We start from the raw sequence: 15,298 nt of genomic DNA, 5'->3' as shown, positions 1-15,298 counted from the left end.
ATGAGCAGCACCCAGCACGACGACTTCCCCGCCGACGACGAGTACCGGTCCCTCAGCGTAGCGGCCGTGCTCGCGCTGGTTTTAGGATTGCTCTCGCCGGCCGTCCTGGTCTGGCAGCTGCTGGTCGTGCTCCCTTGCCTGGCGGTGGTGCTGGCCGTGGTCGCGCTCCGCGGGATCGCCCGGTCCGGCGCCGCAGGCCGGGGCCTGGCGCTGATTGGGATGGCGGTCGCGCTGCTCTCGCTTGGCGCCTGGGGGGGCTACCGAACCGCCTACCGGCAACGGGTGCACGCCCAAGCCGCTCCCACGGCGGACCTCATGCTAGAGCTCCTCAGCGAGGGCAATACCCAGGACGCCTTCCTCCTGACCCTGGGGGATAAGGAACGCGGCGTCCTGGCCGCCCACTTTGCAGGCGACCACTCCGCCGAGCAGACCGACGACGGCCAGTTCCACGACGGGCACTCGCACGACGGCCCCAACTCGCCGGAGCAGCAGCTCGAGCAGTTCCTCGACATGGCCGGGGTTGAAGCGCTCGTGGCCTCGGCCCCGTTCGAAGGCTGGACAATTGTTTCGCGAGGCCCGGTGGTGCCGCGGCCGGGCGGCCGCCTGGCCATCGCCCAAACCTACGAGGTCCGGCCCGCCGCCGGCCCCGCCCGGCGTTATTCGGTCGGCCTGGAAGGCCCCAGCAACGCCGCGGCGCCACCCGTCTGGCGGGTGATCGGCGTCACGCAGGCGGACGCCAGCGCCCTGTAGCACGCGCCCCGGGGGCGGCCCTCGGCGTCCCGCAGCGTGCTCCGTTCTCCCAACCGGCAAACTCGCCCAGGCGTCTCGCCGGGCAACTCTCTGCAGGCCGCAAGGTTTACCAAAACTAGGCCTCTAGCCCGGTTTTTTCTGCCGCATGCTGGCTCTGGGAATGCATCGCGGCCAAAGGGGGCGTCGATAGTTCCTGCGAGGCGGTCAGAAATGGGCGACGCGTCCTGAGGGCATTCCCCGCTGACGCGTCGTGAGTATCCCCCTAGTTGCTGGCAGGACGACCCTGCCGCGAGATAGTTCCGAAGAAGGAGTCTGAAGGTGAACACTGCGAAATGGACGATCGGCGTTGCCTTGATCGCCCTGAGCGCATCCCCCGCGATGGCGCAAACGGCGATTCAAACGGCATTCAACTACAGCGGATGTTGCGAGGAGCCCAGCTGCGGCTGCGACGAGCCCAGCTGCTGCTGTGAAGACCCCAGCTGCTGCTGCGAAGAGCCCAGCTGTGGATGCGACGACGGCTGCTGCGGCGACGGCTGCTGCGACGGCTGCGGCTGCGGGGACACCTGCGGCGGATTCGACTGCTGCCTGCTGGGCGACTGCTGCCTGGGCGACCCCTGCACCCTGAGCTCCCACGTGCTGGGCCCCTGCGCCTGCTGGAGCTTCGGCGGCTGGACCGAGCTGGGTTACAACTCGGACAACGTGCGTCTGTCGCAGAACCGCGGCGACGTGCTCGCCTTCGGCGACACCCCCGACCAGCTGAACCTCAACCAGCAGTGGATGTGGTTCGAGAAGGTCGCTGACGGCTCGAACGGCCTCGACTGGGGTTTCCGCTTCGACGTCATGTACGGCACCGACGCGTCGAAGACCATCGCCTTCGGCAACGACGACGCCACCTGGGACGCCTCGACCGGCTTCGCCCACGGCGTTTACGGCTGGGCCATGCCCCAGGCCTACATCGAGCTGGCCGCCGGCGACTTCTCGGTCATCGCTGGTCACTTCTACACCCTGGTGGGCTACGAAGTGGTTACCGCTCCGGATAACTTCTTCTTCACCCACTCGCTGACGATGTTCAACAGCGAGCCGTTCACCCACACCGGTGTGCTCGGCACCTACAGCGGCATCGACGGCATGACCCTGTACGGCGGCTGGACCGCGGGCTGGGATACCGGTTTCGACCAGTACAACCAGAACGGATCGGCCGGCTCGAACTTCCTGGGCGGCTTCAGCGCCGACCTGATGGACGACATCTCGTTCACCTACATCACCACCATCGGCAACTTCGGCGCCCGCAGCGACGCCACCCTGTACGGTGGCCCGGCTGGTGTGGTTGACGACGACGCCTACAGCCACTCGCTGGTCTTCGACGTCACCCTGAGCGACAACCTCAACTACGTCTGCCAGAGCGACATGGTCAGCGTCCGCAGCGGCGTCGGCCACGACCAGATCGGCCTCAACCAGTACCTGTTCTACACCCTCAACGACTGCGTCGCCCTGGGCGGCCGGGCCGAGTGGTGGAAGAACGAGGGCGAGAGCTACTACGAGATCACCGCGGGCATCAACTACAAGGCCCACGCCAACGTGATCATTCGCCCCGAGGTTCGCTGGGACTGGGCCGCGTCGGACACCGGCGCCCAGGCTGTTGGCTTCGCCACCGAGGGTGACTACAACAACACCACCTTCAACGTGGATGCGATCCTGACCTTCTAATCATAGCCCCCGGGCTAGCTTTAGACCCCTTCACCCCCCGATCGCCCCAGCGGCGATCGGGGGTTTTTTTGTTGGGCAAGCGTCAACGGCAGCACGCGAGGCGCTGGCAACAACCAGCGCCCAGCAGCCTGCAACCAGCGCCCCCAACCGCCAACAGAAAAAGCCCGCCCCATCGCGTGATGGAGCGGGCTTTGATTCGTGGTCTTCTTAATTGTCAGGGGCTCGAAACTTGGTCCTGCACGCCGGAGCGAGAAGGCGCCAGTCAAGCGTCGGTCGGCTCAATGCCATCCGCCCTGTCGGGCCTGACCGCGGCGGTTGCTGCCTGTAGGTATCAGGCTAACCGCCGCACGGTCTTCTGTGGGGAGTCACGACAAACGCCCGCGTGGCGCCGACCGCCCCGTGCGTGCCCGTTAGGCGTATCGCACGAGTCATCGGAACCAGTCGTCGCTGTAATCGTGGCCTCCTTTCGTGATGCGTTGTGAAGAAGTCGCCGGGCGGGCGACCCAGCCCACCCCACCGCTCTGCCGGCCGTCGGACGTCTCCGCGGCCCGCGTTGTCGACAGGAGTGGTTTATCAAAATCGCACGCGGCGATGCAAAGCAATTTGGAGCAATCTGGCTCGGACAAGGTTCTTTATCAGCCGTTGCGTTCGCAACACATCGGTTGTAGCGGTGCTGCGGCGTCCGCCATCGGTGGACGCAACGTTTCGCGCTGCACAGGAGTCGCCCGGCGCACTCTTCACGCCTATCGACCGCACGCTTAGAGCAGCCTGATTCCCCTGCAACGGCGGCGCTCGCAGCACCGATGCGTGTTGACCTGACGCAATGCCTATCGAACGTTCGCGTCCTTCGACAAGCGTGCACATAAACCGCTGGACGCAACGCACGAGTCGTAACGCATCGCAACAACGCTGTGATCTACTCGCCCCTCGCGCGTCGAATCCTGCGACCACCGTGAATGAATTAGCGTTCGCTCGCCAGTGGCGCCGCGCGGCGCCTCCGACCCGTCACACGTCAAGGCCCCAAACGAACAGAATCAGGAAGAAGCAGAGCGTGACACAGAGGAGAGAAACCGGCCCGCCCGCTCTGAATAGGCGCCGCGGACCAAGAGGTCGCATCCGTCGGCCTTCCCTAACAGCAAACCGACGAGAAGCAGCCCCGCTGCCCCAAATCACCAAACCCAGACAGCGCAAACGGGGCGCCACCCGGCCTCGAATCCAGACAGGTCAAGCGACGCCGCTGACCGCCTGAACCGCGGGAACGGCCAAAAACCCCGCTATTCTAAGGCCCTTCAGCGCTTCGCGCAATCGCGCAAAAACCACCCAACTGCTTGAAAACTGCTTGACACCCCACATTGACCCCAACATAATGCGGTCCGTTGAGCCGGTTTCTGCGTATTGCAGGGGTTTTTGGGGCTTCCTGCAGACCACGCCGAAACTCTTTTCGAAACAGATCGGTATCGGGCGACCACCAGCGGGGCAAATCAGTGGAATTTCGGTTCCATTTCCTCGACAAGAGGATGGCTGGTTAGTCATACTGAGTGGGCGTTAGTGCCGGTTGGTTTTGGAGCTCACCAAGCCAATGTTAGGGGCGCCGAAAGACGCGTTGAGCACTTATCGCACAGTTCGGCAACTCTGTGGAATTAAACTCGTTTCTCTAGATAAGTGGGTGGAGAAAACTCAGATGTCCTTGAAGAACATCCTCTGTGTCGCGGCCATGGCCGCTCTGACGGCCTCGCCTGTGCTGGCCCAGCCGATTGTTACCGCCACCAACACCGGCCTTGACGCCAACGGCGACTGGGTTTGGGAAGTCAACGTTGTGACTGACGCCGAAGGGTCGGTTGCGACTGAGTTGGACGCGACCTTCTCCGACGCGGACCTGCTGGCCGGCGTCATCGGCAACACGACTGTGTTTGACTTTGAGAACCCGAGCGGCACCACCTTGGGGTGGGTTACCCGCGATGGCGACGGCGTTGTTGGCTTCCAGGCCAGCCCCGCCAACAACGAAGCCACCGCCGCGCTTGGTAGCGACGATGTCGCCGCCGGCACCTACCTGCTCGGCACCTTCACCACTGCTGGTCCCTCGACCACCGGCTCGCTTACCACCTCGGTTGGTGTGAGTGGCATCATTGCTCAGCTGGGAACCAACAACTCGGTTTCGGCCAGCGAGTCCCGCACCGCCTACGGTGGCGACGCCAACCTCGACGGCAACGTCAACTTCGACGACGTGCTGATCGTTTCGCCGAACTTCGGCGGAGCCGTCACCAACGGCTGGGCCGGCGCTGACTTCACTGGCGATGGTCTGGTGAACTTCGACGACATCCTGGTCCTGTCGCCTAACTTCGGCACCTCGGCGCCCGCCGCCACTGCTGGTGGCGCTTCGGCTCCGGAGCCCGCCTCGCTGGCCCTGGCTGGCCTGCTTGCCTGCTCGGCTGCAGTCCGCCGTCGCCGCTAAGTTAGCACAGACCGCCTTCGTATAGCATTTGCACATTTAGCGTTTGTGGACTTTGAGAGGGCTAATGCTGAAGCACCACGACAGCAAATGGAACGACAGCTCCTGCTGAACACATCTCGATCGCTGTCACCCGAGTTGATGTATCAACACTACAAAGTCCGAATCAAGGATAAATTCGCAATGAAGAATACTGCACTAGCTTTCGCCGCGTTGTTCGCTCTTACGTCTTTCGCCAATGCCGCCACCATGGTTGTGGTCGACAACCCCCCGGGTTCGGCCGACGAGGCGAATGACGGCCTCCCGTCGTACTACTACGATGCCATCACCGGCGAGTTCTGGCTGGATGGTGAGGGGACTGGGATCGGCTTGGTGGACGCTCAGTCCGCTAGCGGCCTGTTCTCCGACCGCAGCGTTCCTGGCGGCCTGTTCCCGGTTGACACCGAGTCCCGTATGTCGGTCGTGATCAACGCCGGCACCGGCAGCACCCTCCCGGACGTTCGCCTGGCCAACATCGGCATGGGGCTAACCCCGGATTTCTTGGCTCAGGACCTGACCCTCCTGTGGAGTGCTGGTTTCGGCAACCCCAATGTTGAGACCGGCTTGGTCTGGCAGGGTGTTCCCGAGCCGGCCACCGCTGGCTTGGCCGGCCTGGCCATCGCCGGCGTCCTCGGCTTCCGCCGTCGTCGCTAAGCGATACGTTTGACCGTCAGGTCAAACAGCTTGATACCCACAAAGAGCCCCTGGTTTACCAGGGGCTCTTTTTTTTTCGCAGTCCCCTAGTTCGAGGCCTGGAAGCCGAACTTGTTGGAACCGACGCATCGATGGCTGATACTCTTAGGTGCGTTGATCCTGAGCAGGTCCCTGGGCAGTCTGCCCTCCTATAAGTCCGGTCCTCGATCCGATGGCGGCAACCAGCCTAGCTAAGGAGCAGAACGATGTGGAAACTCCTCTACGCAATCGTCGCTGCACTGATACTGCTCTCGCAGGCGGATGCGGCGGTGATGGTTCACTATGAGAATGCCACGCCCGGCGTCCCATCCTATTACTACAACATGTATAGCGGCGAGTTCTGGGCCGATGGCGAAGGGATTGGTATTGGACTCATTGACGCGCAGTCGGCGAGCGGCATCTTCTCGGACCGGACTGTGCCCGGCGGGCTGTTTCCCGTCGACACCGATACCCGTATGTCGGTAGTGATCAACGCGGGCACCGGCAGCACCCTTCCCGATGTTCGCTTGGCTAACATCGGCGTGGGATTAACCCAGGAGTTCTTGTCGCAGGATCTGACCTTGCTGTGGAGTGCCGGTTTCGGCAACCCCACTCAGGTTGCGGACTTAATAGTCACCTTCCCCGAGCCGGCCACCGCTGGCCTGGCCGGCCTGGCCATCGCCGGCGTCCTCGGCTTCCGCCGTCGTCGCTGAGCGAAACGTTTGGCCTCCGGATCAAACAGCTTGATACCCACAACGAGCCCCTGGTTTTCCAGGGGCTCTTTTTCTTTTGGTTACCCGCTGACACTGGTCGCCATCAGCCATCAGCCATCAGCCATCAGCCATCAGCCATCAGCCAACAGCCAACAGCCAACAGCCAACAGCCAACCGGAACCCCGGCAAACCTTGCCGGTCCTGCCTGCTGTGCGGCGGTGAGGGGAAATGCCGGGCTTGGGGCTGGCCGCCACTCGATCTGTTCTTCTGGATGCGCTGCTCACGGTGAGTGATAGCATTGCAAGGAATGCAGGCCCCCGCAGCGTGGGGGCCGTGTCCAGGACCCAGGCAAGGAAGCCCGTTGGCGCCACCGCGTCGCAACTCGTCGCCGCCCGTGCTGGTCGGCCTGATCGTGGCCGCCGCTGTGCTGGTGGGCGTTCGGGCGGTGCAGCTGGCCACGCGTGATCTGGCGCAGCCGGCCGCGCAGGACTCCGTGGCCGTCACGCCCCCGCCGCCGACGAGCAACGATGTTCGTCCCGCAGCAGAGCTCGCCGCCCAGCTGGCCGCTCCGGCGGCCGCAGAGGACCCGCAGGTCCGGCGGCTGCCGCCAGACCCGGAACTGCGGGCGATGATCGGCGCCGCCTGCCCGCACGCGCTGGAGCTGTTCGACCGCGAAGGCCTGACGGAGCCGCCGCCCACGCGGCCGACGCCCGCCCCGCCGAAGCCCCAACCAACCCCCGCGCCGATCCGCGTGGCGATGCGCCCGACGCCGGCGCCCGGTCCGCCCCTGCGGGTGGCGCAACGCACAGGCGAATGGCTGGTGGACCCCGACTCTTGGTTTGTGCCCGAGGACACGTCGAGCGATCGCGAACCGGCGCCCGCGGCCCCGGCCAGGGAACCCGCGGAAGAGCCGCCCGCCGCGCCGGCGCCGCCTGAGCAGTCAACCGAGCCGACCGCCCCCGCGCCGGTCCGCCCGCTGCCGATACCGGCCCCTGCGCCCGCCGTCGAGCCCGATCCTGTCGACGCCGGCCCCTCGTTCGACGGGCCCGACCCGATCGACGTGCCCGCCGAACCCGCGGCTGCCCCGGAAGTGATGAGCCCAGCCCCGATCATCAAGCACGCGGAACCGGCCCACGAAGATCGGGTCGAGGAACCCAACGACGCGCCCAACCTGACGGCGCCCGAGCTTCGCCAACCGCAGGCGCCGGCGGCGAACAGCGCTGACGAGCAGCAGCCGTGGACCCCCAACGTGGTGGAAGGACCGTCGCTCGGGTTAGAGAGCGAGCCCGGCTCGCCATCCGATGCGGCGCCGGTGGTTGTGCCGCTGCCGGCCGACAATCCGGCGCCCTCAACTCCTGCAACACCGACCGCGCCGTTGTTCTCGGCGCCAGGCGTGGCGCCAACGCCAGAAGAGCCAGAGCCGCGGTACGAGCAGCCGCCGACGCCGCCAGCTCAGCCAGAGGTCGAGCGCGCGGCCGAGCCGCCGCACGTGAACGCCGGTCCAGAATCGATTGCGGCGCCCACGCCGGTTGAGACCCGCCGCCCGATCACGCCGGAGCCGATCTTTGGCGCCCCGGCCGCCCAGCCGAACCGTTCAATGCCAGCAGCCGATGCGCACACCCACGGCGCGCCGCACTCGGTCCCCTCACAGCAGGGGAAGCCATCGACCGACAGCCAGCTCAGCTCCATCGAGGCGCACCGCGACTTATTCGCCAAGAACTGCTACCCCTCGGCCCAGCAGTGCGGCGAGTGCCACAAGAAGCTGTACGACGAGTGGCGGGTGTCGAGCCACGCGTACGCGTTCGTGTCGCCGATGTTCCAGAAGTTCGAGCAGAAGATCACCAACCTCAGCCAGGGCACGGTGGGCTACTTCTGCTACCGCTGCCACTCGCCGGTCGCGACCAGCCTGGGCGAGAACCGCGCGACGCCGCTGTGGGAGATGCCGGAGGTCGCCCGCGAGGGGGTGACCTGCATCGCCTGCCACCGCATCAACGAGCGGTACACCAAGGCCAACGGCGAGCGGCGGATCGTGCCGGGCGACATCTACTCGCCCATCTACGGCGGCATCGGCGGCGGCGGGGTCGCCGAGGCGTTGTCTCGGCCGGAGCACTTCAAGGTCAAGACCTCGCCCGACCAGAAGGGCGCTGGCCAGCCGATCCATCTTGAAGGCCGGTACTTCGACCAGCTCAGCAAGGCCGAGTTCTGCACCAGCTGCCACCAGGTGGCGGTGCACCCGGGCATCAAGCTCGAGGTGGTGTGGGAGCAGTACCGCCAGTCGCCCGCGTGCAAGAAGGGCGTCACGTGCCAGGACTGCCACATGGGCCTCAAGCCGGGCGAGGCGTCCGGCTACGAGATCTGCAGCATCGCCGAGGTGGGCGGCAAGAGCGTCAACAAGCAGCGCAAGCACGCCAACCACATGTTCTACGGGCCCAACTACTCGATCAGCCACCCGGGCGTGTTCCCCCACAACAAGGACGCCAAGCGGTGGAGCATGCAGGAGTGGCTGCGGTTCAACTGGCGGGCGGGCTGGGGCACTGACGAGTTTGAGGAGGCGCTCGACGACGGCAAGCTGGTCGCCCAGTTCCCGCAGGAGTGGCAGGAGGCCGACGACCGCTACGACGCCCGCGAGGTCATCGACGACAACCTCGAGGCGCTCGAGAAGAAGAACGAGAAACGCCGCGCGATCATGTCCGACCACATGCACGTGGCCGGCCCGTTCTTCCAGCACAAGCCCCGCCGCGGGGCGCCGGTGCGGCTGTTCTACGACGTCACGAACCTGAACGAGGGGCACAACGTGCTGACCGCGTCGCTCGGCGCCCAGCCGCAGCTGTGGGCCAACGTGGTGCTGATCGGCCCCAACGGCTGCCGGCTGTGGGAGTCGGGCTACACCGACTCCGACGGCGACCTCTGCGATATCCACTCGCGGGACGTGCAGCTCGGCAGGGCGCCGTTCGACCACCAGCTGTTCAACCTGCAGACCATGTTCCTGATCACCGGCGCCACGGGGACCGACCGCGAGATGCCGCTGCCGGTCAACGTCGACATCGACCAGCTGCCGTTCCTCCGCCCGGGCGCCATCCCGATCACCACCACCAACCACCCGCCGTTCATCCGGATGGAGAGCCGCTCGATTGCGCCGCTGGGCACGAAGCGGGTGCACTACAAGATCCCCAAAGAGCTGATCCAGGCGCCCGGCAAGTACCGCCTATCGTTCCGGCTGCGGAACCGCATCGAGCCGATCTGGTTCATGCGATTCTGCGACGCCACCGACGAGATGGTCCGCATGATGAACGAGGGGATCCTCAACATGCACGAACGGTCGGTGGAGTTTTGGGTGGAGTAGTTGGCGGTTGGAAGTTGGAAGAATCCAGAGTCTAGAGCAAGAAGCCACCGATAGAAGCACACGCCAACTAACAGAACACTTCCCCCTCCCCCTTGAGCGGAGGGGAACCCGCGCGACTCAGTTTGAACCCCAGCCCCGCCACCCGCCGAATCGTCTGCTCGCTCGCGATCCTTGCGGTCGCGGCCCAACCGGCGTGCGCCGTGGCGCCGGGGGCGAACTTCCAGTGCGCGCCGACCTGCCCGACAACCGAGGCGCAGTCGTACTTCAAGCCGAGCGTCGGCCGATACGGTTTTCTGCCGCCCCCGCCCGCGTCGGTCCGCTGCCTGCCCCCGGTGGAGGAGCGCGCCGTTGACCGCCGCTCCTGCCCCACGCTGCCGGGCGGGTGCGACTTCAGCCCGGACCCCGCCTACTGGTGCGACGAGTACGACCCGTGCGCCGCCCTCGACGTGTACGCCGGGCGGTACAACGTGCCGGTGCAGCGGCCGCTGGTGGAGTGGGGGCTGCCTTTCTATGACCTTGGGCCGATCCCCAAGACGGAAACCTGGTGCGGGCCCACCAACCCGGTTCAGCAGAAGTTCTACGTGTACGGCGACTACCGCATCGGCGCCGCCGTGAACCAGGACGTCAACCGGCAGGCGGACGTGCTCGCCGCGCGGCTCAACCTGGAGCTCGACTACTGGATCACGTCGACCGAGCGGTTCCACGCGTTCAGCGGCCCCCTGCAGGACGGCAACAACTTCACCCGCATCGAGAACGGCGACTTCAAGAATGAGATCGACTTCTGGAGCGCCGACACCGACACGCTGTTCTTCGAGGGCGACCTCGGCCAGATGCTGGGCGGCTGGGAACACACCTACGCGCCGTTTGATATGCCGGTAACGGTCGGGCTGATCCCGATGCTGTTCCAGAACGGCACCTGGATGCTCGACGCGTTCTGGGGCGCCGCGGTCACGCTGCCGGCCCGCAACAACCCGTGGCTCGACTGGTCGAACTACGACATCACCTTCTTCGCCGCGTTCGACCAGGTGTCGACCGACGCGTTCGCCAACTCGCTGCACACCGGCTCGCTGTTCGGCGCCACCACATTCATCGAGGCCCGCGGCGGGTACTTCGAGGTCGGCTACGCGTACGCGGCGGACGACGAGGACGTCGGACGCGACTACCACAACCTCGGGCTCTCCTACACCCGGCGGTACCTCGGGCGGGTTTCCAACTCCGTGCGGGCCATCATCAACACGGGCCAGAGCGGCCCCCGCGACCAGCGCACCGCCGACGGCGTACTGCTGCTGATGGAGAACTCGCTGATCACCGAGAACCCGTACTACGTTATCCCCTACGTCAACCTGTTCGCCGGCATCGGCAGTCCCCAGCCGGCCGCCCGCGCGGCCGCGGCCGGCGGCGTGCTGTTCAACACGGGCATCCTGTTCCAGAGCGACGCGCTCACCGGCTACCCCACGCTCGACGCGACCGGCAACAACACGGTGGGCGGGTCGATCGGCCTGGACCTGCTGGGCGCGCCCAACTTCGACCAGCAGCTGATCGTCGAGGCCGCCGCGCTGCACACCTTCGGCGACAAAGCAACACGCAACGCACCCGGCCCGCAGTACGGCCTGGGCCTCCGCTGGCAGCTGCCGATCACCAACGCGTACCTTATCCGCTGCGACGCGATGCACGGCTGGCTGGAGAACTCGCGCGACATCTCAGGCGTACGCGGCGAACTGCGGTGGAAATTCTAAGCGTCCCTACTTAGCCTCTTCTTGGCAAGGCAATCCGCACAGCGGAGCGTGCCGCTCTCTCCCCCGTAGGAGGGAGAGACACAGGATGTGCAGGCCGTGAGAGATTTCGTCCAATCCTCGAGCCGCGCGAGCGAACAACCGCCAAGCCAACCGGCTGCCATGTTCCGGCGTGCGCTGACCGACGCCCTACCTCCGCATCATCTACAATCGGCCGGATGCTCCTCCCTCCACTGCTGCTGCTCCTCACCACCGTCACCACCGTCGGATTGATCGCCGCGTGGGCCGCCACGTCCCGTTGGCACTGGTTCGTGCGGGCGATGCTCTGCCTGGGGGTCGCCGCGCTGCCGCTGCTCATCCCTGCGTATGAGCTGTCAATCGCGGCGATGGCGCTCATGGGAACGGTCGTGGCTGGCGTTCTGGTTTGGAAGTGGCTGAGGCGCCGCGCCGCGGGCGAGCGGCGTCCGTCGCAATTCGCCACGCGCGACCTGCTGCTGGCGGTGATCCCGGTCGCGGCGGTGTGTGCGGTAGTTGTGCAGATGCCGCCGCTCGGCGCCGACCGGTGGTTCGGCATGCTGCTCTCTGGTTGTTTCAGCGGGTTGGTGATTTTGGTGGGGCTGTGGCTGGCCGCCGCGGTTCCCTGGAATCGTTGGGCACGCAGCGTGCTGGCCGCGTTTGCCGGCGTGGCTGCAGTCCTGGTGGCGTCGGGTTGGGGACAATTGCTCACCTCCCTGGCCTATCAGATTGGCTGGCCCGCCGAGTCGCTGCTGCCGTGGGACCGTCAGGACTTGGTCGCGAGTCTCCACTGGCCGGGCGTCGCGGTCGCGTGCGTGCTGCTGGCGGGGTGCCTCGCCTGGGCGGCGCCGCCGTGGCAGGGTGAACGACCGATGCGCGTAGCAATCATCAGCGTCTACGCGATGCTTGGCGTCGTTGTGATCGCCGCGCCGGTCATGGCGCTCTTCCTGTTGGCCAACCCACCTGCCATCCCTCAGCAATCGGCGCCGAATCCCAACGGAATCGAAGACTATAACCGTGCCGTAGCGTTGCTGAACGCCCCGCTTGACGCGGCCGCGTCCGACGCGGAGTCTGGCATCGCCTCACAAGAAGAGATCGACGCGATGGTAGAGCGGCAGGAGCAGCTTTACCGAATCGTTGAAACGGGGCTTGCCAAGGGCGTGCAGCGCGAGTTGTCGTTCCAAGAAGATCCCACCAACTCCAATATTGAGCAGCACCTGGAGCAGTTAAATGGCTATCGCTCGCTGGCCCGATCCCTCTACGCTAGCGCAAGATCTCACACTCCCGGTGATGAGTCGGGCACTGATGCTGATGCGTTTCGATTTGCAGCTCTCGCACAGTACGGGGCCAGCCTGAGTCAGGGTGGGCTACTTGTAGACGCCCTGGTCGCCGCGGCGTGCGGAGGCCAAGGCGCCGAAGGTTTGTACTCAGTGCGTGACGCAACCCCGCCGGATGCGTATCCGAACCTAATCGAGGCGATCAAAGCCGCAGAACAGCGTGCTGATGATCTGCACAACATTACGCTGAGGGAGCAAGTCTGGTCACAGCGGGTCGGTGGCTGGACGACCCGACTACTCAACGTCCTCGGCATCAACTCGGAGCTGCAACGCCCCGCGTACGAGTCCTCGCGTCTGTCGTACCAGCAGTTCCTTGCCTCGCTTCGTCTGCTGCAGATCCAGTACGCGCTGCTGAGCTACCACGATCAGCACGGCGAATGGCCCAGCGAGCTCAAGGCGCTTACTCCCGGCATCCTCGAAACCCTCCCGACCGACCCGTTCGCGCCCGATGGCGGGCCGTTCCGCTACCACCGCGATGCCAACAGCTACCAACTCTACAGCGTGTGGGCCGACGGCCAAGACGACCAAGGCGCCCCTCCCCGCGAGGCGAACGGCGCGGTCTCGTGGAATCCTGAGCTGCGCGGCGATTTGAGCTTGGAAGCGCTGTACGGAGCCCAATCTTACCGCCAGGATGATCCGAACTCTTCCGAATGATCCTCACACCTGCATTACTACTCTTTACTACCCTGACCTCGGTTGGTCTGCTTGCCGCCTGGGCTGCTACCTCCCGCAGACATTGGTTTGTGCGGACACTACTGTTTTTGTGCATCGCCTCGCTGCCGCTCTTGATCCCGGCGTACGAAATGTTCGTCGCCTTCGTGCTGCAGGGGCTGGTGGTCGCGTTCGGCGTCCAGACGTGGCGTTGGCGGCGGCGTGAGTCTGCTGAGGGAAACGGGACACGGTTTGCGTTGCAGGACGCATTGCTGGCGGTGGTTCCGCTGGCTGTACTGACGGCGGCGGCAGTGCGGTTGTCGGCGCTCGACCTGGCTCGTCTAAGCAACGCTGCGATTGTTGGAATCAGTGCCGCAATTTGGATGTTGGCCGGACTCTGGGCGGGAGCAAGAGACTCCAAGCTGTTGCGGCGATTGGCTGCAGCGATACTGCTTGTCGCAGCGGCCTCGGTTCCACTCGTCCTTTACGAACCAATCTTCCCAGCCCTGTTGGAAGCGATTTACTGGGCCACTAGAACGCTCAGCGACATGGTCAGTCGCGCCGCAATGATAGCCAACAGAATGCGCGTGCAGCCCACTTGGGCCGCCATAGGCGTCTTGGCGACACTTTCAGCCTTTGGCGCCTCAAGGCTATCTCGGCGCCTACTAAATCGACCGCGTTTGTGCGTCATGTCGGCCGCGACTGCGATAGCGGCGTTGGCGGTTCTTCCTCTGCTAGTGCTAACTAAGCTCATGCACCCCGATCCTATTCTCCCAGCCACGCAGGAGCAGCGACAAGGTGCCGCACGATTGAATGGGGTGCTTGCGCGTTGGCCCAACTCGCCAATAGTAGACACTCCCACGTTCGACGATGCGTTATACGATGGGTCCATCACCCTGGCGCAACTAGAGTCAGCCGCGGCCGAAGTGCAACCCGCCTACGATGCGTTGCGTGAATCGATTCAGAGAGGTTGCTGCCGGTCACTTACATACACCCAAGCAGACCTCGATCCCAGCTTCCGTCGCAAGGTGCGTTCCCTCTCGCGGGGTCTGCGGTCGCTGGGCTACCTTGCGGAGCGCGAGAACGACGGAAGCCGGGCAATCAAGATCTACTCCGACATGCTCGATTTGGCCAACAGCACCATGAAAAACGGCTTGATCGTTGATAGCCAAGTGGGCGCCTCAATAGGCGGCATCGCCATTAGCGCCATCTATCGGTGTCACCCAAACTACCCGAAAGGGGAAGCGTTGCGCCTGCTGGCTCATCTGAGAGGGCTCGACTCCGATTACGAGGGGGACGCTGCCTTCCTTGCCCGAGAGCTGGTATGGACGCAGCACGCCCTAGGCTGGGAAGGACACCTAACACAGATCCTATGTGATTGGAGTAGTGGTGGAGGAACCTCAACTGAGATAGGGTATTCGTATCTAGTCGCGCACTACCTAGTTGGCCTCCGACTGCTTCAGGTTGAGATTGCCCTCGGGATCTACCGCAGCAAGCACGGTGAGTTCCCGAGTCTACTCTCGGACCTCACACCTGAGATCCTACCGTTCGTCCCCCTTGATCCGTTCGCGGCCGATCTAACGCCAGTCCGGTACCGCAAGAACGGCGACGAGTACTCGGTCTACAGCGTCTGGATTGATCAAATAGACGACGGTGGGGTTTCCCCCACCGATAACTTATACGTTCCTAGTCAATCGGGAGATGCAACCCTCGACGGGCTCTACCCAACCTACAACGAACCGCCGCTTGTACCCGTCGAACCGGATGAAAATGAAAATAGTGAACAATAGTAGGCCGGAACAAGCGACAGCGCCGTTCCGACACGTCAAATCCCAAACGCAGAAATTGCGTTGGAACACGTACCGACCTACTTCCGGCGCGTAACCTAG

General features: G+C 64.7%; 9 protein-coding genes. All 9 read left to right on the top strand.

Features of this window, described 5'->3' with window-relative positions; translation table 11 throughout:
• Positions 1 to 750 (top strand): hypothetical protein, encoded by a 750-nt coding sequence (locus tag KOR34_RS21770; protein ID WP_146568229.1) that lies wholly within the window; start codon positions 1 to 3, stop codon positions 748 to 750.
• Between the two features lie 318 nt (positions 751 to 1,068).
• Positions 1,069 to 2,457, top strand: a complete 1,389-nt coding sequence (locus KOR34_RS21765; protein WP_228714738.1) for an outer membrane beta-barrel protein — start codon at positions 1,069 to 1,071, stop codon at positions 2,455 to 2,457.
• A 1,681-nt stretch (positions 2,458 to 4,138) separates the two neighbouring features.
• Positions 4,139 to 4,909 carry a PEP-CTERM sorting domain-containing protein gene (locus KOR34_RS21760; RefSeq protein ID WP_197531660.1) on the top strand — a complete coding sequence of 257 codons (771 nt, stop codon included), beginning with the start codon at positions 4,139 to 4,141 and terminating at the stop codon, positions 4,907 to 4,909.
• Positions 4,910 to 5,089: 180 nt separating this feature from the next.
• Positions 5,090 to 5,599: a PEP-CTERM sorting domain-containing protein gene (locus KOR34_RS21755; RefSeq protein ID WP_197531659.1), complete on the top strand. Its 510-nt coding sequence runs from the start codon at positions 5,090 to 5,092 to the stop codon at positions 5,597 to 5,599.
• A gap of 245 nt (positions 5,600 to 5,844) precedes the next feature.
• Complete coding sequence (locus KOR34_RS21750) at positions 5,845 to 6,330, top strand: PEP-CTERM sorting domain-containing protein (RefSeq protein ID WP_146568223.1); 486 nt, start codon at positions 5,845 to 5,847, stop codon at positions 6,328 to 6,330.
• 361 nt (positions 6,331 to 6,691) lie between these two features.
• Positions 6,692 to 9,673: a multiheme c-type cytochrome gene (locus tag KOR34_RS21745; protein WP_146568221.1), complete on the top strand. Its 2,982-nt coding sequence runs from the start codon at positions 6,692 to 6,694 to the stop codon at positions 9,671 to 9,673.
• Between the two features lie 122 nt (positions 9,674 to 9,795).
• Positions 9,796 to 11,409, top strand: coding sequence for a hypothetical protein (locus KOR34_RS21740; protein WP_146568219.1), 1,614 nt, complete (start codon positions 9,796 to 9,798; stop codon positions 11,407 to 11,409).
• A 215-nt stretch (positions 11,410 to 11,624) separates the two neighbouring features.
• Positions 11,625 to 13,412 carry a hypothetical protein gene (locus KOR34_RS21735; protein ID WP_146568218.1) on the top strand — a complete coding sequence of 596 codons (1,788 nt, stop codon included), beginning with the start codon at positions 11,625 to 11,627 and terminating at the stop codon, positions 13,410 to 13,412.
• Positions 13,409 to 15,199, top strand: a complete 1,791-nt coding sequence (locus KOR34_RS21730; protein ID WP_146568216.1) for a hypothetical protein — start codon at positions 13,409 to 13,411, stop codon at positions 15,197 to 15,199. Before KOR34_RS21735 ends, KOR34_RS21730 begins: the two co-directional genes overlap by 4 nt.
• Positions 15,200 to 15,298: the final 99 nt, after the last annotated feature.

The sequence above is a fragment of the Posidoniimonas corsicana genome, assembly GCF_007859765.1.
GTDB lineage: Bacteria > Planctomycetota > Planctomycetia > Pirellulales > Lacipirellulaceae > Posidoniimonas > Posidoniimonas corsicana.
The sequence above is the reverse complement of the archived record's forward strand: the minus strand, read 5'-3'. Positions and strand labels throughout refer to the sequence as shown.